The sequence below is a fragment of the Intestinirhabdus alba genome, from assembly GCF_009711095.1.
Lineage (GTDB): Bacteria > Pseudomonadota > Gammaproteobacteria > Enterobacterales > Enterobacteriaceae > Intestinirhabdus > Intestinirhabdus alba.
The window spans coordinates 97,984-117,460 of the sequence record NZ_WMJZ01000007.1 but is presented as its reverse complement, the minus strand read 5'-3'; the positions used below and the strand labels follow the sequence as shown (position 1 = coordinate 117,460).

The following is a 19,477-nucleotide window of genomic DNA, read 5'->3' as shown; positions in this document are numbered from 1 at the left end:
CGGCCAGTGTCAACGATTCCCGCCAGATTCTGCCATCCTCACCATTGGTGCGCGTAATGTATATTTTGTTATGGTGAAGTGTTGCAGTTGTTAATTAATAGTTAAATCCGAAAACCACCTCGAACGGATCCACGTCGAGTATTACGTTTATGCGAATGAGCATGTCTACGAAAATTTCGTTTAGACCCACGACGGGTCATTTTACGTCTACGCATTACTACCTCCTGTAATTATCTATCATTTGTTGTTGATAAGCGTTCGGTTTATACCGAACGCTATTGGATCTTACTTTTTCATCCTTCACTTTCTTCGCCGAATGGCTCGAACTACCAGAAAGACCAAAAGCATCATCAGTCCAACGAGTAAACTGCTTGAAAGGACTAACAATTGAGCCACTTGCATTATCGTATTTACCTCGAACAGATTCTACACCCCAAGGTGTTTTCAAATAATCGGCTATCACTTTGTCTTCAACCGCCTGCAGCTTCTGGCGAACTGACTGAGCAGAGTATAAGCCGGACTGGGCTTCAAGGTTGGCCCTGCGAGTGGCCTCTGTCAAGACCTGTTGATTTATCAGGTTATTCTGCACATCCATATTACGGGCCTGAGCTTGTTTAACACTGACGTCAGCAAGCTGGTTAGCCGTCTGCGCTCCTTGCAGACGAATATTACTTTCCATCTGAATAGCATTCTGATTCGCCAGTTGCCTGGCGGATGCAGTACCTGTGTACTTCGAAACATCAGGAGCCTGAGCGGGTTGCGCCTGAGGAACGGCGGCACCCTGAAGACTACCGGAGGTAGCAGCAAGTATGGGATTAAGGCCAGCGGCTTTAAGGTCCTTAACACGGCGCTGTACCTGCGTGTTAGCCATCTTCTCCTGCCACTTACGCTGGTCGTTCTGCTGTGAAATACCAAACGCAGAACTAAGGCCACCGGCGATAGCGCCCATAGGGCCACCGGACATATAACCAGAAAGGGCGCCAGAAGCGGCGCCAAGAGCTTTACTAAAGAAACTCATATATTCACCTTAGAAGTGGTCAATATAACCAGGAACAGAATATACAGGCATTGGACGGGCACATTTTAAATCAAAGAAAGCATCCATAATAAACTGAGGCTCTCCACTATTTTCATCGGGATATTCACCGCTACCGGAACTCTGAACAGCTAATACACGATTAAGCGGCGGGTTCTCTTCAATGAATTCCTGATTCAGGACAGGTAAGTTTTCAAATTTTTGCGATAAATGCCAGACATCTAAAGACTGCGGGTCTGTCGAACGCATTTTTCCGGTAATTTTAGACGGGGAATAACGATATTCAGCATAACGTTCCTGATAACCAAATACTTCTTCGTCCTGGTCGTTACCCTGAGCATATATTTCCTTATTTAATACAGCCTGCTCGCCTAAATGCGCGAGAGTAGGCCAGTAATGGTCCCATCGGGTCTGACGGGAAAACATTCGCGGAATGCCTTGCTGGTAAGTTAAATCCGCACGTACAGAACATAAGCCAATAATAATACAGTGCTCAGTAAATGAACGGCTAAAACCGTGATTATACGAACCGGAGAGGGCGTATGCTGCGAGGTTACCCTGTGGGGAGACATTGTCAGTTGATGAATTCTGTACCACAGGATTAATACTAATATCAGTAGAACCACCACCAAGATATTCAGGGCGTTGAAGTCGGGCATCTGGGCTAATTACTCCAAAATGAGAACGAAGGATTTCTGTATAACGGGAACCACCGCGGGCATCACGTTCCAGCATGCGCTGGAGCTGGAAAGCTTCACGCAGGGAATTTATGGTAATGGCATCAGAGCCATCGAAATTAAGCGCATCAAACGTATTCTTACTAGTATTTAAGGTCCAGAAAGTATCTGGTTCCTGAACGGTTGTATCCGTAGCAGTAAGAAAGCCCTGATTACGGGCTGTTATTGTGGAACCCTCAACTTTACGTTGACCACTGGTTCCTTCGGCAAAGTTAAACGTAAGGGGCATATCCGGAATAGTGGAGAACGCCGTGTTTACGCCAAGCGTAACAGCCGGGCCTTTCTGCGGCCACGGAAGGCATGAGGTGAAGTAGTCGTGACGTTTACCACGTTTACGCAGAGGGAAATCAGCAATGTCATCCTCTGCGTCATCAAGAGGCACAGGAACACTATCGATAAGGTTCTCATCGCGGAACCACTCATTGTAAATCAGGTTGTAGGCGCGGAACGGCAGGGCGCTGACGGAAAGATTAGGGACACGGGTAGGGAGTCCGAAATAATCGGCCATAGAATGCGTCTGGAAGCCGCTGTCGCCGGATTTTAACTGAGGGATAAGGTAATCAGTGGAATCGCCAGGATTCGTCTGCTCACCGTTGAAACGCTGCCAGTTCTCCCAGACGAGGCGATACGGTACGGCGAAAAAGAAATAATCCAGCTTGACGTTATCCATTACGGGCACGATAGGCGTGCTCATACGGGTCAACATCGAGACTTTCATGTGGAAGGTATCTCCGGGCAAGGCCTCATCCACAAAAAACGGCACAAGATAACCTGAGTCGAATGTGGTCTTAAAGCCAGAGCTCCGGTTGAACACCGACCGGGGAATATTTACTGAAGGAATGGTCGAGAACTGATGGTTCATGACAGAAGGGTTTTTAAATCTGGACATCATAACCTCTTTGCATAATCAGTCATTAAAACTGCATAGTTACATAAGTCGCTGACACATTGGTGTCAGTCGGCACAGTTACATCAAGTAGAACTGTGCCGACGATGCAAATTTATGCATCGCTTCCGGGTGTTTTCGTCTCCGACGGCCCTGCCGGGGGCGGCTCCGGCACGTTCGCAGACGAGGACGTCTGCTCCTTCCCGGAGCGAGTAAAAATACCCAGTTCGACACAACGGTCGAAGTTCTCAGGATTGACTACAAACTGAATATATTTACCCGGGTCATCCGCAAACTCACGACGAACGTCGGCGGGAAGGGTGAAGAAATCGTCGTTGATACCATTCAGGAGGTTGACAGAGGACTGATAGTCATCAAAAGACGTGCAGTCGTAGAACTCCGCACGCTGGTCAGGGGTGAAAACGGCAGTATCACCGGTTGTAATAGCACGTCGCACAATTTCATTAATATCGCTTTCGCGCGCAAATTGTTGTTGCGTACGGGTGGGTTCAGTAAAAGTAATACCCTCACGCTGAGGGTAATTATATCGGGAATAAAATTTAAGCTTCATTATTCACCTCTTCAGAATAAGTTCTGATGTATATACGGTCAGATTCGAGCACTAAATAAAGCTCGTCAACAAAAGGAACTTCAGCTATCTGATACAGGTCATAATAACGGTAGCCAGCAGGGCGGTTAGCACACCAGACACCAAAAAGCGCTGACGCAGCGCCAGCATCATCAGACAGAAAAACCAGTACATCACATTTAAGGTTTTTATCCACTACAGCATATAAGTTAGGCATTTTCTAATTTCCTCATCATTCGGTTGAATTTAATCAGGTTGAATTTATCTAAATCAGCAAGACGCCACGGGTCTAATATCCGGGCGTCAAGTTTACGTTTCTCTTTATTACGTTCGAGCAGCTCAAGGTCACAGCCGGACAATAATTTATCGTAATAACGGGGAGGCATAGTCTGGCGACCGCCACGGGAAACAACACGGTCATGGTTAACAATGTCATCATAGAACTGAATAAAAAAATCGTAACCTAAACCGGGGTTACGACTCATCACGGAATACTCAGGAATCTTTACGCCATAATGTTCATCTGCGAGGTTTCCTGTAATTTTTTTGACGCAGTATCGAGCGACATACGCAGCAGATTCGAAAGAAAACGCTGCGACTGTGGAAAATCCAAAAGGCCAGAGGGCTTGTAAAAGAGAGGAGATAAATAACGGGAACTTTCCGTTCTGGTGTAGACGCTTGTCCGGAAAGTCATAACCGAAAATAATGGCGTGATAATGAGGACGTGACAATTTGGATCCGTACTCACCACATGCAAAATATCGAATTTTAGTTTCTCCGAGGGCTTTACGGAGCCGTTTAAAGAAATCGGTAAGATGCTTTTTGACAAGGGTACCTCCGTCAGGCAAATTTGCATCATTGTAAGTAAGGGTTATAAAACAGTTGCGTTCGTGCATGAACGCCTCGTGCACCATACGTGTAGCCCAGTCACGCGAATGACTCAAACGGCAACCAATACACTGGCCACAGGGAAGCTGAATAAACTCAGCACCGCGGAACGGTGTAAAAAAAATCTTGCCAGATTGTGAACGGTAGGCATTGAGGGGACGTGTACAGGCCATAGATTCTCCAGTGGAGAAATACTGCAACACGACACCAAAATCAACGTAGCGCACCCGTAGTGCGTATAATGTTGCATTATGTTAACGACTGTATAACCACACATTAAATTCTGAAGCCTCCACGCGCTGATCCACGACGCAGATTGCGTTTGTGTGTACCAGAATGTTTACGAAAAGAACGCCGGGAACCCCGGCGTGACATGCGCTTGCGTTGCATAAATAACCTCTCATAATGAATAGTTAATCACGTGCTCCTAACTTCGCCCGGATATCAGGCGGCAGCAAATGACCGTTCCACTTCACATTTTTGACAGCTTTTGCAGAATGCGACGAACTCTGGCCAAAAAGCCTGTCAAGAAAACCAGCAGTGGTATTAACAAGACCAACGCTACCACCAGTTTTGTTATCGAAACTTGTTCTAGCACTTTCAGCTCCTGTAGGTGTTCTGAGGTAATCAGATATTACTTTATCCTCCACAGCCTGGAGCCTCTGTCTGACTGTCTGGGCAGAGTATAGACCGGACTGCGCTTCCATGTTTGCGCGCCGCGTTGCCTCAGTCAAGACCTGCTGATTAATAAGGTTATTCTGCGCAGACATATTTTCGGCCTGAGCCTGCTTAACCTTTACGTCAGCCAGGTTACTGGCTGACTGCGTCTGCTGAAGTGAAATATTACTGGCAACCTGCTTAGCGTTAGTGTCTGCCAGCTGTCTCGCAGAAGACGTTCCAGTGTACTTAGATACGTCAGGTGCCTGAGCAACAGGAACCTGTGGACTACTGGCGCCCTGTAGGGCGCCGTTTGTAGCAGCAAGAATGGGATTAAGTCCGGCGGCACGTAAATCCTTCACACGGCGCTGTACTTCCGTATTTGACATCTTCTCCTGCCATTTGCGCTGATCCTGCTCCTGACTCTGCGCATAGGCAGAACTCAGACCACCGGAAACAGCACCCAGAACGCCGCCGGACATAAAACCAGAAGCTGCACCGGCAAGCGGACCAAGGATATGATTGAAATTAAAAAAACCCATGATATACCTCAACAAAAAGGCCTCCGGAGAGGCCTGTAAATCAGAAGTGATCGACATGCCCGGGTACAGAATAAACAGGCATTGGCCGTGCACACTTAAGGTCAAAATAACAGTCCATCAGGAACTGCGGCTCACCACCGGTAGGATCAATTTCACCACCGCCGCTCTGAACCGCCAGAACTCGGTCGAGGGGCGGGTTTTCCTTGATAAACTCAGCATTGAGCACAGGGAGGTTTTCAAATTTCTGCGAGAGATGCCACACATCGAGCGACTGCGGATCCGTCGAACGGAACTTACCTGTAATTTTCGACGGTGAATAACGGTACTCGGCATAGCGCTCCTGATAGCCGAAGATTTTATCGTCCTCTTCATTACCCTGGGCATATATCTCCTTATTCAGCACAGCCTGCTCACTTAAATGAGCCAGGGTAGGCCAGTAATGGTCATAACGTGTCTGACGGGAAAACATGCGGGGAATACCCTGCTGATACGTCAAATCCGCTCGAACAGAACATAAGCCAATAACAAAGCAGTGCTCAGTAAATGAATGACTAAAACCATGACGGTACGCACCTGATAGTGCGAAAGCTGCGAGGTTACCTTGTGGCGATACGTCATCAGTCGATGAATTCTGAACAACAGGATTAATGTTAATGTCAACAGAACCACCACCAAGATATTCAGGGCGCTGAAGTCGGGCATCTGGGCTAATTACTCCGAAATGTGAGCGTAAAATTTCCGTATAACGGGAACCACCGCGAGCATCCCGCTCGAGCATACGCTGTAGCTGGAAGGCCTGACGTAAAGAATTGATTGTCAGGGCATCGTCATTGGCAAGACTGACAGAAAGATTACTGCTGGTAATATCCCAGTCCTCAGTTGCCTGCGGGCTGGCAATAGTAGGGTTATCGGCAATAATAACGCCTGGATTTGAATGGTTAGAATATAACTTAACGCCATCAATTTTCTCAGGCGCAACAATACTCCGGTTTGAAAAAGTAAATGTTAAGTCCTCATTCATCGGAGCAAGGCCCAGCCCAACACCTGGACCTTTCTGAGGCCACGGCAAACAAGAAGTAAAATAATCATGGCGTTTACAACGCTTAAGTAACGGGTAATCCGTCATATCTGTTTCTGCATCACCACGATTAACAACAGAAGAATCAATCAAGTTTTCATCACGGAACCACTCATTGTAAATAAGGTTATATGCGCGGAACGGAAGTGCGTTTACAGACAGATTAGGAATGCCAGTCGGCAAGCCAAAATAATCCGCAAGCGAATGAACAGCAAAACCATCAGCACCGGATTTCATCTGAGGTATTAAATAATCAACAGAATCACCAGGGTTAGTTTGCTCACCATTAAAACGCTGCCAGTTATCCCACAGTAAACGATAAGGGACACTAAAAAAGAAATAATCCAGTTTCAGGTTATCCATTACCGGAACTATAGGCGTAGACATACGCGTCAGCATTGAAACTTTCATGTGGAATGTATCACCGGGTAACGCCTCATCCACAAAGAACGGGATCAGCCATCCAGAGTCAAACGTAGTCTTATAGCCAGAACTGCGGTTAAACACTGAACGTGGAATGTTTACGGAAGGAATCATCGAAAACTGATGATTCATTACCGAAGGGTTCTTAAAACTACCTTTCATAGAAACCTCATAACTATGCAATGTTAGTGAATAGGTAACACAATCGCTGTAAGCTCGGTGTCACCTGGCACAGTTACATCAAGTAGAACTGTGCCAGACCCGAAACTTTATGCATCGCTTTCGGGTTTTTTCGCCTCCGGCGGCGCTCCCGCGGGGTCGGACGGATCCGAAGCCGAAGCCTGCGGTTTCGACTTCTCTCCGCCCTGTAGTAAGCCAAGTTCGACCGCTTTACCAACGTTAGCGGGGTCAGTCATAAACCGGACATAATTGTCAGCCCGGTCATTAAATTGACGTCGAATATCAGAGGGCAGGGAGGAGAAATCATCCTCAATCTCTTTGAGAAAATGCAGCGAAGACTGATAGTCCTCATAAACCGTACAGTCATAAAACTCAGAACGATCCGCAGGGGTAAAAACTGAAACATCACCGGTATTGATTGCACGTCTGACAATCTGGTTAATATCAGTCTCCTGAGCAAAATGCTGTTGTGTCAGTGTAGGCTCAGTAAACGTAATTCCGGCCGCAGCCGGATGACGATAACGGGAATTAATGATGACCATCTTTATCAGGCTCCACGAAAGACCGGACATACATACGTTCTTCATAATTAAAAACGCGATACTGATTATCCATATACTGAAGGTCAGCAACTTCATATAAATCAAAATGCCGCAAACCTGCGGGACGGCTGGAACAATAAACGACAAACACATCAGAAGCCTGACCATTATCATTACTTAAAAAGCATGAAACATCACACTGTAAATCACGGTCAAAAATAGTATACAGATTAGCCATTCTCGTATTTCCTCATCATATTATTAAACTTAATTAGATTGAATTTATCTAAATCAGCTAAACGCCACGGATCTAAAGGTTTAGCATTTGCCTTACGTCTCGCCTTATTAGCTTGTAAGAGTTCCAGGTCGCAGCCAGAGAGTAATTTGTCGTAATAGCGGGGCGGCTGTTGAGCGCGTCCACCACGGCTAACAACCTTGTCATGATTGACGATGTCATCATAGTATTCGATGAAAAAGTCATAGCCAATTCCAGGTCGGAGGGACATGCACGAGAATTCAGGAACTCTATCTTGATAATGCGCATCAGCCTTATCGCCATTAATTTTCTTAACACAATAGCGAGCCGTGTACGCAGCAGACTCGAATGAAAAGCCAGCGACAATGGAATGCCCAAATGGCCATAATTCCTGTAATACACCGGACACAAACAAAGGGAACTTACCTGATTTGAATAAAACTTTATCAGCGAAGTCATGATTAAAAAGCACCAGATGATAGTGAGGACGCGCTAATTTAGAGCCATATTCACCGCAGCCAAAATAACGAATCTTATGATTGAAACGCTTACGCAGTCGCTTAAGAAACAGCGTCAGGTCATCACGTTTCAACGTGGGAAGGCCGTTCTCAGTAAACGGCAGATGCTGATCCGCATAGGTCAGCGTGATAAAACAATTCTCCTCATACATGAATGCTTCATGCATACACCGCACAGCCCATTCACGAGAACGGGCAAGACGGCAACCAACACATTGACCACATGGCAACTGTATAAATACAGAATCCCGGCTCGGTGTAAAAAACACTTTCCCCGAGGCCGTCTGATAGGCATTTAGCGGACGTGTACAAGCCATAACTGCCTCAATGATAAAGGAAACAAGGACAGAATTGGCATAGCTATACCGTAGTACGCATAATGTATATTATGTTAAATACCCTACAGCACCCAATAACTTCATCTTAGATAGCTGCTTCTTCACAAATCAACATGTTACGAATTCTTGACAGGCATCCCTTTTCTTGCCTTATGTTCATTATACATTTACTTCATATCCCATTATGAATGTAAGGACAGTCATGTACTCACTCATGCAGTTTCGTGTTGCTCACAAGCATGAAAGGCGAAACTAATAATATCGACAGACTGACGCATTATCAGGGGAACCAATGTCATCAGAAAAACCATCACAAAGCATAAATGCACAGCCTGAGGATATCCGTACCGGCGTCACTGTACATGGAGCCAGGACGCATAACCTCAGGGACGTTTCCTTCACCTTTCCCCGTGATGCCATGGTGGTTTTTACCGGGATATCCGGATCGGGTAAATCCTCCCTGGCGTTTGACACAATCTAACACCGTCCGGGTCTGCGCCAGCGTCGACTTCCCGAGCACTGGCTGGAGCTTGAGCAAATCACCTGCAATAACATTCACGGGCTGGATGTCCGCATCCCTCTTGAACGGATGACCGCCATCACCGGCGTATCCGGCTCGGGCAAGTCCACGCTTCTGGCCCGGGTGCTCCCGGCGTTGCTTCAGCGACTAGACAAAACCCCGGAGGATGAGGAGTCAGAGGAGGACAGCCTGGTGCCGGAGGTACAGGGTAAGATCACGGCAGGCGGGACCTCCCTGAAACGTCTGGTTCGCATCGACCAGAAACCCATCGGGCGCACGCCGCGCTCTAACCTGGCGACCTATACCGGCTTCTTTGATACCGTGCGCAAGCTCTTTGCCGATACCGATGAGGCGAAAAAGCGGAGTTTTGACGCCAGTCGCTTTTCCTTCAACCTGCCCGCCGGCCGCTGCCCCGCCTGCGAAGGACAGGGGCAGATCACTATCGAACTGATGTTTATGCCCCAGGCAAGCGCGCCCTGCTCTGCCTGCGGCGGACGACGCTACAATGAGGAAACCCTTGAGGTCCGCTGGCATAACAGAACGATAGCGGACGTGCTGGACCTCACCGTTGACGAAGCCGTTGAGGTGTTCAGAAATAATGACACCATCCAGCGCTCCCTGGCAGCGCTTGCCTCGCTCGGTCTCGGCTACCTGACGCTGGGTCAGCCCGCTACCGAACTGTCCGGTGGCGAATGCCAGCGCATTAAGCTCGCCTGGGAGCTGCAGCGCGTACAACGGGGTAAAACGCTCTATCTGCTGGACGAACCCTCCACGGGGCTGCATCCGGCGGATATGGACAAGCTGATGCGGGTTCTCGACAGGCTGGTTCAGCGCGGCGATACGGTGGTCATGGCGGAGCACGATATGCGCATTGCCGCAGAAGCCGACTGGGTTCTCGATCTCGGTCCCGGCTCGGGTGAAAACGGCGGACGTATTATTGCGGTCGGCACGCCGGAAGAGGTCAGCCGCAGTAAACACAGCCTCACCGCGCCCTGGCTGGCGGCCAGACTAAAAAAAAGGAATGGCGATCCTGACGAGTAATACCGGTCAGGTTTAGTGATGGTTTCGGAGTGTACAATTTAAACGTACACTATACTCGTACATATCAGGAGAGGACTATGCAAACCTACACCACCACACAGGCCAGAGCCAATATTTCCACTGTACTGGATACCGTGTTAAATGGTGAGCCTGTTGAAATCACCCGTCGTGACGGCAGTGCCGCCGTGCTTATCAGCAAAGCCGAATTCGAGGCCTATCAAAATTCCAAACTGGATACGGAATTTGATGCCATCATGCAACGGCATGAACACACGATTAAGGCGCTGACTGACCGATGATTTGGGTCAGCGCACAGGAAGTCATTGCCTTCCACGATCGAATTTTGCAACGCTTTCCCGGTGTGGCAGGTTTATCTGACCCCGGCAGAGCACAGGCGTTGATTTATCGGGTGCAGAATCGCGTTCACTACGAAGGCGTCACTGATCTATTTGAGCTGGCGGCTACTTACTGGATCGCTATCGCCCGCGGTCATATCTTTCACGATGGCAATAAACGTACTGCTTTTTTCGTTACTATGACCTTTCTTTGGCGTAATGGCATCCGTATTCACGATACTGACAATACGCTGGAAAATCTGACGGTTGAAGCAGCGATCGGAGAAAAAACGGTAGACCAGTTGGCGCAGTGTTTACGTGAACTGGTGGATAGTTCAGAGAATTAATGGAAGAAACCCTGCCCCTATTCACCGAGATCTCATTACAACCGGTGGCACCGTCACGTTGTCCGCCCTGCGAGGGACTTACTCCCCTTCCCCCCAGCGTCCGGCTGATTGCTCCAGCGCAGCGCATCCAGTACCCGCTCAAACGCTGCGGGCAGATGCCGTCTGTCGGGATAATAGAGAAAATATCCCGGAAAACGCGGGCTCCAGTCGATCAGAACCTGCACTAACGCGCCGGAAGCAATATGTTTTGCCACCAGATCAAGCGGCACATAGGCGATGCCCGCGTCGTCCAGCGCGGCCTGAATCATCAGAAAGGTGTTATTAAAGGTGGTCTGCCCCTTAACCCAAACCTCCCTCGCCTGCCCGTCTTTCTCAAATTCCCAGGCATAGAGCGCACCGTGAGTCTGCAGGCGCAGGTTTATACAGTTGTGCGCCAGCAGATCGTCCGGCTTCACGATTGACGGGCGGTTAACCAGATAGCCTGGCGAAGCCACTGCCGCCATCGTAACATCCGGGGTCAGGCGCACGGCAATCATATCGTTATCCACCCGATCGCCCATCCGCACCCCGGCGTCAAACTGCTGCGCGGCAATGTCGGTCAGCTCATAGCCGACGCTGAACTCAATATTGATGTCCGGACACTCCAACAGCAAAGGATGGAGACGGGGCCAGAGAACGGTCACAATAGCGTGATCGTTGGCGGTGATCCGCACGGTGCCCACTGGCTTATTCCGGGACGCGCGCAGCGAGGTTAGCTCAGAGGCGATCTCCTCCAGGCGCGGGCCGAGTACGGTCAACAGACGGTTGCCGGCTTCGGTTGGCGAGACGCTCCGGGTGGTGCGGATCAGCAGCCTGACGCCCAGCCGCTCCTCCAGCCCCAGCAGCGTGTGGCTCAGAGCCGAACGGGAAACGCCAAGCTGCGCCGCCGCGCGGGTAAAGCTGCGTTCCCTGGCGACGACGACAAAAGCCTGCAGATCGTTTAATTTCTCTTTCAGCATAACTGGTGAATTTTTTGCACAAGTGTATGTCAATTTGCGCATCTTATCATTTAATCCCCTGTCGCCTACACTCTTCTGCAGACAATTCACGCTCCTGACTAAAGGTAAATTCCATGCAAGACACACTGAACAAAAAGCAGCTGGCGATAATTCCTGTTGCTGCTTTTACCGCCAGCGGAGAGACAGAAAAGTTGAACGGCGCGCTGAATGAAGCGCTTGACGCTGGTATGACAGTAAATGAAGTCAAAGAAATCCTGGTACAGCTGTACGCCTATGCCGGCTTTCCCCGCAGCCTGAACGCTCTTGGCGCGCTGATGGCGATCCTCGCGCAGCGGCGACTGAACGGAATTGAAGATGAAATCGGACGAGACGCCTCGCCGCTGCCGGAGGCTATGGAGAGTCTCCAGACCGGAGCTGATAACCAGACCCGGCTGGTTGGCAAACCGGTGACCGGGCCGTTGTTTGAGTTCGCACCGGCGATCGATCGCTTCCTGAAGTCACATCTGTTCGGCGATATCTTTCAGCGCGATGTTCTGGACTGGCAGAGCCGCGAGCTGGCGACAATCTCTGCCCTGGCGGCCCTCGGAGGCGTCAACGGTCAGCTTAAAAGTCACTATGCCATGTGTATGAATACGGGGCTGACCCGCGCGCAGCTGCGCGCTTTCATTGCCCGGCTGGGGCTAACGTGTGGTGCCGCTGTCGCCGACAATGCCGCAGCCGTACTGGATGAATCTCTTTCCTGAAGCCCCCTTCCGGACATCTCCGGATAAGGATCAAAAATTGAATGAACGCTTTGATGGTAATGGTATTTTTCCTCGTGGGGAAATCAATAAGGCCTACGCGCGCTATTTTCAGGGCACAAGCTACCTGACGATGCTCTCCACTGAGGGCGTGAAAATCGGCAACGTGGTGTTTGAGCCAGGCTGCCGCAACGACTGGCATATTCATCATAAGGGCGGGCAGATCCTGCTGGTGACCGGCGGCCACGGCTGGTATCAGGAGTGGAATCAGCCGCCCCGGCGGCTGAGCGCCGGCGACGTGGTGCATATTGCCGCCGAAACCAAACACTGGCACGGAGCCACCGCCGACAGCTGGTTTGCGCATATTGCCGTTGAGGTTCCGGCAGCGGGGGCCGGCACTGAATGGCTGGAACCAGTCACTGATGAAGCGTACGGCAGACTGGCGCGCGGCGGCGCGGAATAAAGAGAGAAAGCGCGTCTTTCCGGGTTTACTGCCCGTGCAGGATCAGCGGATAACCCTGATCGCGCCAGTGCTCCAGCTGTTCCTGCTGACGCCGGGTCGGGGCGTGCCCGGTCCAGACAAAGATTTGCTGGCCGGGAAACAGCTCAGGGCGCGGAGATTCCAGCGGCTCCGCCAGAATATGAATATTCCACTCCTGCTGCGACAGCCGCCATCCCTCCAGCCACAGCCGCGTACGATCGTGGATATCCCAGCCGATTAACAGCGCTTCTTTTTCGGTACTTTCGCGTACGGCGTGCATGGCGAGGGTTGCGTAATCAATCAGCACGCCGTCAAGCAGGCTGGACATAATGCGCGCGGTGTTCTGGTCAAGGTTAAGGCGCTGGCGAACGGGAACAATAATCCGATCGATGACGGCGTCGACGGGATGGTTACCTGCGACGCCGCGCAGCCACCGGCGCAGGCCGTCAGGTTTGACGCGGCGCAGCAGCGCCATCATCTCTTCCTGCAGCGTCAGCCAACCGTCGTGTCCGGCCTGCTGCACATTCTCCAGCAGCGCCTTCACTTTGCCCACCGGCACGCCGCTTTTTATCCAGCGCTGTATCTCTTCGATGCGCTTAATGTCATCTTCATCAAACTGTCGATGGCCCCCTTCACTGCGCTGGGGCTTTAATAAACCATAGCGCCTTTGCCAGGCGCGCAGAGTGACCGGATTAATCCCGCATCGTTCGGCAACCTCGCCGATGCTGTAAAAAGCCATAATGTCCCTCCTGATGAAGACACCGTTTCCCTGTATAACCTAACCAAAATCAGCCGCATTGTACAAATAATTTTCTGCTGTACAATTAACGCCTCCTTATTGCATCGTTCTCAGCGACCGGCTGTCGGGGGGCAGATTAAGTTAAAATTCGGTTTTCTTTTCCGGCCAGGCGATGGGGGAAATGCCGCCCAGGCAGGGGCTGGCGAACAGTTGGCCCTGAAACTGGGTTATCCCGGCCGACTCCAGCCACATCCACTCTTCGGCCTTCTCGACCCCAACCGCGGAAATGGCGATTTCCAGCGAGGAGCAGCACTTGACGATGGCCTGAATAATGGCCTGTCGCGGGCCGCTTTTATGCACGTCGGCCACCAGCTCGCGGTTGATTTTAATTCTGTCAGGCTGAAACTGTGCCAGCAGCAGCAGGCCCGCAAAGCCCGCGCCGAAATGGTCGATGGCCACGCTGATGCCGGCGCTTTTCAGCTGGCGAACGGCACCAGCAAAGGCGTCGAATCGCGAAATGACTTCGCTTTCGGTGAACTCTACGGTGATCTGCTCCGGCACCAGACCGTTGGCGGCGATCTCCCGCAGCAGTGTATCGACCGCTCCCGGAATATTCACCAGCGTCATCGGCAGCAGATTAACGGACAGCCTGCGGCCGTTCAGATTCAGCGCTCCCGCCATGGCAAAGGCGGTCTGTTTGCTTCGTAAATCTGCCTCATAGACTTCGTTTCCGCAAAGTCCGGCAAACCACATCTGGGGCGATTCGCCTGCGGCCGTACGCAGCAGCGCCTCCAGCGAGACCACCTCTCTGGCGAAGGGGTCCACAATAGGCTGAAAGGCGAAACTGCAGTCGGACTCCGGTCCGGGGGCGAGGGTTTCCGGCGCGATGGCGTCGCCGTCGGCAATAAACTCCCAGGTGCCGGCCGGCGGAATTTCAAAGTAATTCTCCTGCTCTGTGGCCTGCATGAAGGTACGGAAAAACTGCAGCGCGCGATCGTTATAGGTCAGCTGGTAGCGGGTGGTGCCTTTATCGAGCACGGTCTGCAGCACCTCTTCCCTGTCATGTTCTCTGAGGTCAAAAAGTTCCATTCCCGCCTTACCGAAGCGGCGAGCCGGGGCATAATCGCGCATCAGTTCAACCAGGTTATAGTGGCGACGATCGCTGCAGATGGCCTGATATATCTGAAAAACGCTCTCCTCTGGTCCTTCCAGCAGTTGAAAGAAGTGCTTGCCGTTAAACAACAGAATGCCGGTGACGCTGGCCTGCTCATTCTTAAGACTGGCAGCCGCTACCATCATTTCCAGCGACGAGAAAGAGACGTTGTCGCAGATATGACTACGGTAGATGAGGGTTGTGAGCATGATTTTTCCAGTAACAGGAGGGATGAACGCCTACCCTACCAGAAGCGTCGGTTTGCGTCGCGTAAAACCTTATATTTATTAACATTAAATTTACACGCTGTTTTCGTGCGGCGGGGAAACCGGCAGTTTCGGGAGCTGCCGTACAACGTTTGCGACGAAAACTGTACAACCAGGTCAGTCTGAAAGCGGTAAAATGTGATTTTTATGTTATTGAATAGATTCAGTTAGCACATAAAGCTAAAAAATAACCCATCAAAACTTAACCTTTCTATGTACAGTTTTTCTAACTTTGTATAACTTGCTCGGCAATTTAATAAATTATTGAAACAAACGGGAGCCACCAATGCATCACAACAGCTATATTTCAGATTCAGCTAATGCCATTGCCCAGTACTTCAATAAAGCTACCCTACCGACCCAGCAGGAGACGCTGGGTCAAATCGTGGTTGAGATCCTCACCGATGGAAAAAGCCTGAACAGGAAATCGCTGTGTACAAAATTGCTGAGCCGACTTGAACAAGCAGCCGGGCCAGAGGAGGAAAACCATTATCACACGCTGATCGGCCTGTTATTTGAACGATAACGGACGTTCGCGCCGCCTGCCGGTTCCTGGGGCATGCGGCAACCAGAGATGCAGTTATGAACAGAAGTGAAATCGAGCGACTGTCAGATGAAATTATCGGCGAGGCTGTCCTCTCCCTCCTGAAGGGACGCGGGCCGATTAGCAAGCGTGCGCTGATCGCCGCGCTGGGGAATATGGCCGCGACGGAGAGCGATCCCGGGAGGCGGGAAGTCATTAAGCACGTTATCGCTGAAATAAATCAGGGACTCGCCCGCGGCAACAAGGCCAGCGGCCCACAGCATGGCAGGGATAACGAGAAAGAACGTAAAGATAATGTGCTGCAGCTGTTCGGCGAACGCCGGTCGCAAAGCGCCAAAAAAATGCACTGACTACACGCAGCTATTTATTAACTCACAGCCCTTTTTAACTTATTTACGGTGACAGCTCATGAGTCAAGTTATGCTTAAACAGCCTGATATTTATGCCGCACTCCCCAACGCCGCGATGTCTGAATATTTCCGCCGTGCCGGAGACAGGCTGGCCGAAGAGTCGGCGTTACTGGAATCTGCCATCGGCAGCATCCTCGCCTCTGAAGGGCATATTAATAATAAGGCGATTATTCTCTGGTTGATTGGCGCGCTGGAGAGTACCGACGATGTGGTCACCGCTGATGTGATCCGCAAGACGCTGGAAATTGTTGTAGGCTACACCATGGACGATCTCTGACCTCGCTTTTCTCACCATTTGACGATGGCCGGGCGTAACGCCTGGCCATCGCGCTGTATTTACTCTTTTCCCCTTACCTGCTCCGCCCCGGTGAAGTGCCCGGTATCGCCGCGTCCGTGCTCACCGGAGCCGTTAACCCGCCGCAGCTGAATCACCTCGCCCCGCTCCCAGGCATTTGCACCCGGCAGGACCGGGTGCGCCGGGAGATCCTCACGCTGGCGTTTGACGGCCGGGGTATCAATATCCATCCGCCGGTCCCGCTCCGCCAGCAGCGTGGGATCGAGCTGCCCTTCGCCGGTGAAGCCCATCATCAGCGCCGGGATGCCCAGCGGCAGCGTTTTATCGCGATCGGTATGCCATGTATGCCAGGTTTTGCCGTAGGTATTGACGATACGGCTCATCAGCGCTTTATCCGCCGCAGCCGGCAGGCCCGGCGCAACCAGGCTGCCGGATTTCACCTCATACTGATGGCTGTGCCAGAGTTTTTTTTCCTCCGGCGGCAGCGCGTTAAACAGGCGCTCGCTGATGATGTATTCCACGCCCATCAGTCGTGCATCCTTCGTGTTGCCGTCATAAATGACCGCCTGCATCACCTCCTCGTTCAGCACCGTCACATAGTGATGTGCCTCCATCTGACCATTTTTATCGCCGCTGTAAAAATGAAAGCCGTCCAGGTAAGTGCTGATCGCCTCCACCGGTGGACGAGATTGTATCAGCGTGGCCCCGGCTTCCAGCGTTTTCAGCCCGGCGGAGGTTTTCTGGCCGGGGATCGGTGCCTGGGGCGGCGAATTATTGGCCCCGCAGGCGCTGAGGGTAAGGGCCGCGACCAGCGCGAGCGTCAGACGCCTCATCTACGGCCTCCTGAACAGCGCAATGCTGCGTCCGGCGAGGGTGAAGTCGGTTTCTTCCTCGATGGTCAGCCCGTGCTGCTCAGGATCGGCGGTGTTCAGCTCCAGCACCCAGCCTCCTTCGCCGTGCTGCGGAATGCGAAACGGCACGCTGCCCTCGAAGGGATTGAGCAGCAGCAGCGCGTCGTGCCAGACGCCCTCTTCCTGCTGCAGATCCGGACGGCTGATATACAGCCCGATGGTCGCCCCCTCGTCCCACTGATCGGACTGCTGCAGCCCGCCGCCGGCGTTAAACCATTTGACGATCGTTCCGTCGCGCCAGCTCTCCCGCCGCAGCAGCGGCTGCTGTTTGCGCAGAGCGATAAGATGGCGGGTAAACTGGCGCAGCGCCTCCGCGCTTTCCGGCAGGTTTTCCCAGTGCACCCACGAAATATCGCTGTCCTGGCAGTAGCCATTGTTGTTGCCCATCTGGCTGCGGCCAAACTCATCCCCTGCCAGCAGCATCGGCGTTCCGTGAGAGAAGAGCAGCGTGGCCAGGAAGTTTCGCTTCTGGCACTCGCGCACCGCGTTAATGCTTTCATCGTCGGTTGGCCCTTCGGCACCGTAGTTAAAGGAGCGGTTATCGTTATGGCCATCGTTATTATCTTCACCATTGGCCTCGTTATGCTTCTCGTTGTACGACACCAGGTCGTTCAGGGTGAAGCCATCATGAGCGGTGATAAAGTTAACGCTGGCCCACGGGCGGCGGCCGCGCGTGTCGTAGAGATCGCCGGAGCCGAGAATGCGCGCGGCAAAGTCGGTGGCGACGTTGTCGCCCTTCCAGTACTCCCGCACCGTATCGCGGTATTTGTCGTTCCACTCGCCCCAGCCCGGCGGGAAGCCGCCCACCTGATAGCCGCCGGGGCCAATATCCCAGGGTTCACCGATCAGCTTCAGCTTCGACAGCACCGGGTCCTGCATCATGGCGTCAAAGAAGCCGCCGCGCTGGTCGAACCCCTCCGGCTCGCGGCCGAGAATGGTGCCAAGATCGAAACGGAATCCGTCGATATGCATGGCTTCCGCCCAGTAGCGCAGCGAGTCCATCACCATCTGCAGCACCCGCGGATGTGAGGTATTAAGCGTATTCCCGGTGCCGGTGTCGTTAATGTAGTAGCGGTGCTGGTCCGGCATGGTGCGGTAATAGGAGAAGTTGTCGATACCTTTAAATGACAGCGTCGGGCCAAGCTCGTTGCCCTCAGCGGTGTGGTTGTAGACCACGTCGAGGATCACCTCGATGCCCGCGTCGTGGAACGCCCGCACCATATCGCGGAACCCCTGGATGCCCTTCATGCCATAGTAGTGGCTGGCGGGGGCGAAAAAGCCAAGGGTGTTATAGCCCCAGAAATTCTTCAGCCCCCTGTCCAGCAGATGCTGATCGTCCGGAAACCAGTGTACCGGCAGAAGTTCTACGGAGGTGACGCCAAGACTTTTGATGTACTCCACGGTGGCCTTGTGCCCCATCCCCTCGAAGGTGCCGCGCAGCGGCTGCGGAATGGCCGGATTCAGCTGGGTAAATCCCTTCACGTGGGTTTCATAAATAATGGCGTCCGGCCAGGCGATGTCGGGGCGATTCTGGTCCTGCCAGTCGAACTCATTGGGATCGATCACCCGGCACTTCGGCGTAAACGGCGCGCTGTCGCGCTCGTCGAAGGTGAGATCCTTATCGTCATGGTACAGATCGTAGGCAAAATGGGCCTCGTTCCACTGAATGTCACCCACCAGCTCCCGGGCGTAAGGGTCGACCAGCAGTTTGTTCGGGTTAAAGCGGTGGCCGTTTTCCGGATCGAACGGCCCGTGCACCCGATAGCCGTAGAGCGCACCTGGCTCCAGGCCAGGAACGTAGCCGTGCCAGACCTCATGGGTAAACTCCGGCAGATCCAGACGGGCAATCTCCGTCTGGCCGCTCGGATCGTACAGACACAGCTCCACGCGCTCGGCGTGGGCGGAAAAAATAGCGAAGTTAACGCCGCTGCCGTCGTAATTAGCGCCGAGCAGATGGCCGTTGCCCGGCCTGATAGCAAATGAGCGACCTTTTGGCATTGTGCTTTCTCCAACAGATATAGAAAACG

The 19,477-nt window shown here is 52.1% G+C and carries 23 protein-coding genes; 8 read left to right on the top strand and 15 right to left on the bottom strand.

What is annotated here, in order from left to right; all coding sequences use genetic code 11:
* Window positions 1–217: 217 nt before the first annotated feature.
* From GJV78_RS07265 to GJV78_RS23290, 10 genes are all read right to left on the bottom strand, one after another.
* A complete protein-coding gene (locus GJV78_RS07265; protein WP_155107695.1) occupies window positions 218–1,018 on the bottom strand; it encodes a hypothetical protein in 801 nt (266 codons plus the stop codon).
* Window positions 1,019–1,027: 9 nt separating this feature from the next.
* A complete protein-coding gene (locus GJV78_RS07260) occupies window positions 1,028–2,665 on the bottom strand; it encodes a major capsid protein (RefSeq protein WP_155107694.1) in 1,638 nt (545 codons plus the stop codon).
* A gap of 109 nt (window positions 2,666–2,774) precedes the next feature.
* Window positions 2,775–3,230, bottom strand: coding sequence for a hypothetical protein (locus GJV78_RS07255; protein WP_155107693.1), 456 nt, complete (start codon window positions 3,228–3,230; stop codon window positions 2,775–2,777).
* Window positions 3,220–3,465, bottom strand: a complete 246-nt coding sequence (locus tag GJV78_RS07250) for a hypothetical protein (protein WP_155107692.1) — start codon at window positions 3,463–3,465, stop codon at window positions 3,220–3,222. The genes GJV78_RS07255 and GJV78_RS07250 overlap by 11 nt, the downstream gene beginning before the upstream one ends.
* Window positions 3,458–4,309: a rolling circle replication-associated protein gene (locus GJV78_RS23295; protein WP_209439236.1), complete on the bottom strand. Its 852-nt coding sequence runs from the start codon at window positions 4,307–4,309 to the stop codon at window positions 3,458–3,460. Before GJV78_RS23295 ends, GJV78_RS07250 begins: the two co-directional genes overlap by 8 nt.
* Before the next feature lie 240 nt (window positions 4,310–4,549).
* A complete protein-coding gene (locus tag GJV78_RS07240) occupies window positions 4,550–5,392 on the bottom strand; it encodes a hypothetical protein (protein ID WP_155107691.1) in 843 nt (280 codons plus the stop codon).
* Window positions 5,376–6,998, bottom strand: a complete 1,623-nt coding sequence (locus tag GJV78_RS07235) for a major capsid protein (protein WP_155107690.1) — start codon at window positions 6,996–6,998, stop codon at window positions 5,376–5,378. Before GJV78_RS07235 ends, GJV78_RS07240 begins: the two co-directional genes overlap by 17 nt.
* Before the next feature lie 107 nt (window positions 6,999–7,105).
* Entirely contained in the window at window positions 7,106–7,558 is a 453-nt protein-coding gene (locus GJV78_RS07230) for a hypothetical protein (protein WP_167519421.1), read from the bottom strand.
* A complete protein-coding gene (locus GJV78_RS22930; RefSeq protein ID WP_167519420.1) occupies window positions 7,545–7,796 on the bottom strand; it encodes a hypothetical protein in 252 nt (83 codons plus the stop codon). The genes GJV78_RS07230 and GJV78_RS22930 overlap by 14 nt, the downstream gene beginning before the upstream one ends.
* On the bottom strand, window positions 7,789–8,649 hold the full coding sequence (locus tag GJV78_RS23290; RefSeq protein ID WP_209439235.1) for a rolling circle replication-associated protein: 861 nt from the start codon (window positions 8,647–8,649) through the stop codon (window positions 7,789–7,791). The genes GJV78_RS22930 and GJV78_RS23290 overlap by 8 nt, the downstream gene beginning before the upstream one ends.
* Window positions 8,650–9,259: 610 nt before the next feature.
* Between GJV78_RS23290 and GJV78_RS07220 the strand changes: the two genes are divergently transcribed.
* From GJV78_RS07220 to GJV78_RS07210, 3 genes are all read left to right on the top strand, one after another.
* A complete protein-coding gene (locus tag GJV78_RS07220; protein ID WP_230979089.1) occupies window positions 9,260–10,231 on the top strand; it encodes an excinuclease ABC subunit UvrA in 972 nt (323 codons plus the stop codon).
* A gap of 77 nt (window positions 10,232–10,308) precedes the next feature.
* Complete coding sequence (locus GJV78_RS07215; protein ID WP_155107688.1) at window positions 10,309–10,530, top strand: type II toxin-antitoxin system Phd/YefM family antitoxin; 222 nt, start codon at window positions 10,309–10,311, stop codon at window positions 10,528–10,530.
* A complete protein-coding gene (locus GJV78_RS07210; protein WP_155107687.1) occupies window positions 10,527–10,913 on the top strand; it encodes a type II toxin-antitoxin system death-on-curing family toxin in 387 nt (128 codons plus the stop codon). The genes GJV78_RS07215 and GJV78_RS07210 overlap by 4 nt, the downstream gene beginning before the upstream one ends.
* A gap of 53 nt (window positions 10,914–10,966) precedes the next feature.
* On the opposite strand, the gene GJV78_RS07205 is transcribed toward GJV78_RS07210, so the two are convergent.
* Entirely contained in the window at window positions 10,967–11,911 is a 945-nt protein-coding gene (locus tag GJV78_RS07205) for a LysR family transcriptional regulator (RefSeq protein WP_209439234.1), read from the bottom strand.
* Between the two features lie 113 nt (window positions 11,912–12,024).
* Between GJV78_RS07205 and GJV78_RS07200 the strand changes: the two genes are divergently transcribed.
* Together GJV78_RS07200 and GJV78_RS07195 are read left to right on the top strand one after the other, a co-directional pair.
* Window positions 12,025–12,654 carry a carboxymuconolactone decarboxylase family protein gene (locus tag GJV78_RS07200; protein WP_155107685.1) on the top strand — a complete coding sequence of 210 codons (630 nt, stop codon included), beginning with the start codon at window positions 12,025–12,027 and terminating at the stop codon, window positions 12,652–12,654.
* Window positions 12,655–12,691: 37 nt separating this feature from the next.
* On the top strand, window positions 12,692–13,114 hold the full coding sequence (locus GJV78_RS07195; RefSeq protein ID WP_155107684.1) for a cupin domain-containing protein: 423 nt from the start codon (window positions 12,692–12,694) through the stop codon (window positions 13,112–13,114).
* Window positions 13,115–13,139: 25 nt separating this feature from the next.
* Here GJV78_RS07195 and GJV78_RS07190 read toward each other — a convergent pair whose 3' ends face one another.
* Together GJV78_RS07190 and GJV78_RS07185 are read right to left on the bottom strand one after the other, a co-directional pair.
* Window positions 13,140–13,871: a MerR family transcriptional regulator gene (locus GJV78_RS07190; RefSeq protein ID WP_155107683.1), complete on the bottom strand. Its 732-nt coding sequence runs from the start codon at window positions 13,869–13,871 to the stop codon at window positions 13,140–13,142.
* 141 nt (window positions 13,872–14,012) lie between these two features.
* Entirely contained in the window at window positions 14,013–15,233 is a 1,221-nt protein-coding gene (locus GJV78_RS07185) for a diguanylate phosphodiesterase (protein ID WP_155107682.1), read from the bottom strand.
* A 343-nt stretch (window positions 15,234–15,576) separates the two neighbouring features.
* On the opposite strand from GJV78_RS07185, the gene ycgZ reads away from it, so the two are divergent.
* The 3 genes from ycgZ to GJV78_RS07170 all read left to right on the top strand — a co-directional run bounded on the left by ycgZ (window position 15,577) and on the right by GJV78_RS07170 (window position 16,521).
* On the top strand, window positions 15,577–15,816 hold the full coding sequence (gene ycgZ, locus GJV78_RS07180; protein ID WP_155107681.1) for a regulatory protein YcgZ: 240 nt from the start codon (window positions 15,577–15,579) through the stop codon (window positions 15,814–15,816).
* 56 nt (window positions 15,817–15,872) lie between these two features.
* On the top strand, window positions 15,873–16,184 hold the full coding sequence (locus GJV78_RS07175) for a hypothetical protein (protein ID WP_155107680.1): 312 nt from the start codon (window positions 15,873–15,875) through the stop codon (window positions 16,182–16,184).
* A 70-nt stretch (window positions 16,185–16,254) separates the two neighbouring features.
* Window positions 16,255–16,521: a biofilm development regulator YmgB/AriR family protein gene (locus tag GJV78_RS07170; RefSeq protein WP_155107679.1), complete on the top strand. Its 267-nt coding sequence runs from the start codon at window positions 16,255–16,257 to the stop codon at window positions 16,519–16,521.
* 59 nt (window positions 16,522–16,580) lie between these two features.
* Here GJV78_RS07170 and GJV78_RS07165 read toward each other — a convergent pair whose 3' ends face one another.
* The gene (locus GJV78_RS07165; protein ID WP_155107678.1) at window positions 16,581–17,372 is read right to left on the bottom strand and encodes an OBAP family protein; all 792 of its coding nucleotides are present in this window, start codon (window positions 17,370–17,372) and stop codon (window positions 16,581–16,583) included.
* A complete protein-coding gene (gene glgX, locus GJV78_RS07160) occupies window positions 17,373–19,448 on the bottom strand; it encodes a glycogen debranching protein GlgX (protein WP_155107677.1) in 2,076 nt (691 codons plus the stop codon). It lies immediately after the preceding gene.
* Window positions 19,449–19,477: the final 29 nt, after the last annotated feature.

Excerpts from the sequence above, each read along its gene's own strand:
- GJV78_RS07250 (WP_155107692.1), bottom strand. The coding sequence starts at position 3,465 with ATGCCTAACTTATATGCTGTAGTGGATAAAAACCTTAAATGTGATGTA.
- GJV78_RS07235 (WP_155107690.1), bottom strand. The coding sequence starts at position 6,998 with ATGAAAGGTAGTTTTAAGAACCCTTCGGTAATGAATCATCAGTTTTCG.
- GJV78_RS07215 (WP_155107688.1), top strand. The coding sequence starts at position 10,309 with ATGCAAACCTACACCACCACACAGGCCAGAGCCAATATTTCCACTGTA.
- GJV78_RS07185 (WP_155107682.1), bottom strand. The coding sequence starts at position 15,233 with ATGCTCACAACCCTCATCTACCGTAGTCATATCTGCGACAACGTCTCT.
- GJV78_RS07240 (WP_155107691.1), bottom strand. The coding sequence starts at position 5,392 with ATGTCGATCACTTCTGATTTACAGGCCTCTCCGGAGGCCTTTTTGTTG.
- GJV78_RS07205 (WP_209439234.1), bottom strand. The coding sequence starts at position 11,911 with ATGCTGAAAGAGAAATTAAACGATCTGCAGGCTTTTGTCGTCGTCGCC.
- GJV78_RS07210 (WP_155107687.1), top strand. The coding sequence starts at position 10,527 with ATGATTTGGGTCAGCGCACAGGAAGTCATTGCCTTCCACGATCGAATT.
- GJV78_RS23295 (WP_209439236.1), bottom strand. The coding sequence starts at position 4,309 with ATGGCCTGTACACGTCCCCTCAATGCCTACCGTTCACAATCTGGCAAG.
- GJV78_RS22930 (WP_167519420.1), bottom strand. The coding sequence starts at position 7,796 with ATGGCTAATCTGTATACTATTTTTGACCGTGATTTACAGTGTGATGTT.
- GJV78_RS07200 (WP_155107685.1), top strand. The coding sequence starts at position 12,025 with ATGCAAGACACACTGAACAAAAAGCAGCTGGCGATAATTCCTGTTGCT.
- GJV78_RS07230 (WP_167519421.1), bottom strand. The coding sequence starts at position 7,558 with ATGGTCATCATTAATTCCCGTTATCGTCATCCGGCTGCGGCCGGAATT.
- GJV78_RS07220 (WP_230979089.1), top strand. The coding sequence starts at position 9,260 with ATGACCGCCATCACCGGCGTATCCGGCTCGGGCAAGTCCACGCTTCTG.
- GJV78_RS07165 (WP_155107678.1), bottom strand. The coding sequence starts at position 17,372 with ATGAGGCGTCTGACGCTCGCGCTGGTCGCGGCCCTTACCCTCAGCGCC.
- GJV78_RS07190 (WP_155107683.1), bottom strand. The coding sequence starts at position 13,871 with ATGGCTTTTTACAGCATCGGCGAGGTTGCCGAACGATGCGGGATTAAT.
- ycgZ (WP_155107681.1), top strand. The coding sequence starts at position 15,577 with ATGCATCACAACAGCTATATTTCAGATTCAGCTAATGCCATTGCCCAG.
- GJV78_RS07175 (WP_155107680.1), top strand. The coding sequence starts at position 15,873 with ATGAACAGAAGTGAAATCGAGCGACTGTCAGATGAAATTATCGGCGAG.
- GJV78_RS07265 (WP_155107695.1), bottom strand. The coding sequence starts at position 1,018 with ATGAGTTTCTTTAGTAAAGCTCTTGGCGCCGCTTCTGGCGCCCTTTCT.
- GJV78_RS23290 (WP_209439235.1), bottom strand. The coding sequence starts at position 8,649 with ATGGCTTGTACACGTCCGCTAAATGCCTATCAGACGGCCTCGGGGAAA.
- glgX (WP_155107677.1), bottom strand. The coding sequence starts at position 19,448 with ATGCCAAAAGGTCGCTCATTTGCTATCAGGCCGGGCAACGGCCATCTG.
- GJV78_RS07260 (WP_155107694.1), bottom strand. The coding sequence starts at position 2,665 with ATGATGTCCAGATTTAAAAACCCTTCTGTCATGAACCATCAGTTCTCG.
- GJV78_RS07170 (WP_155107679.1), top strand. The coding sequence starts at position 16,255 with ATGCTTAAACAGCCTGATATTTATGCCGCACTCCCCAACGCCGCGATG.
- GJV78_RS07255 (WP_155107693.1), bottom strand. The coding sequence starts at position 3,230 with ATGAAGCTTAAATTTTATTCCCGATATAATTACCCTCAGCGTGAGGGT.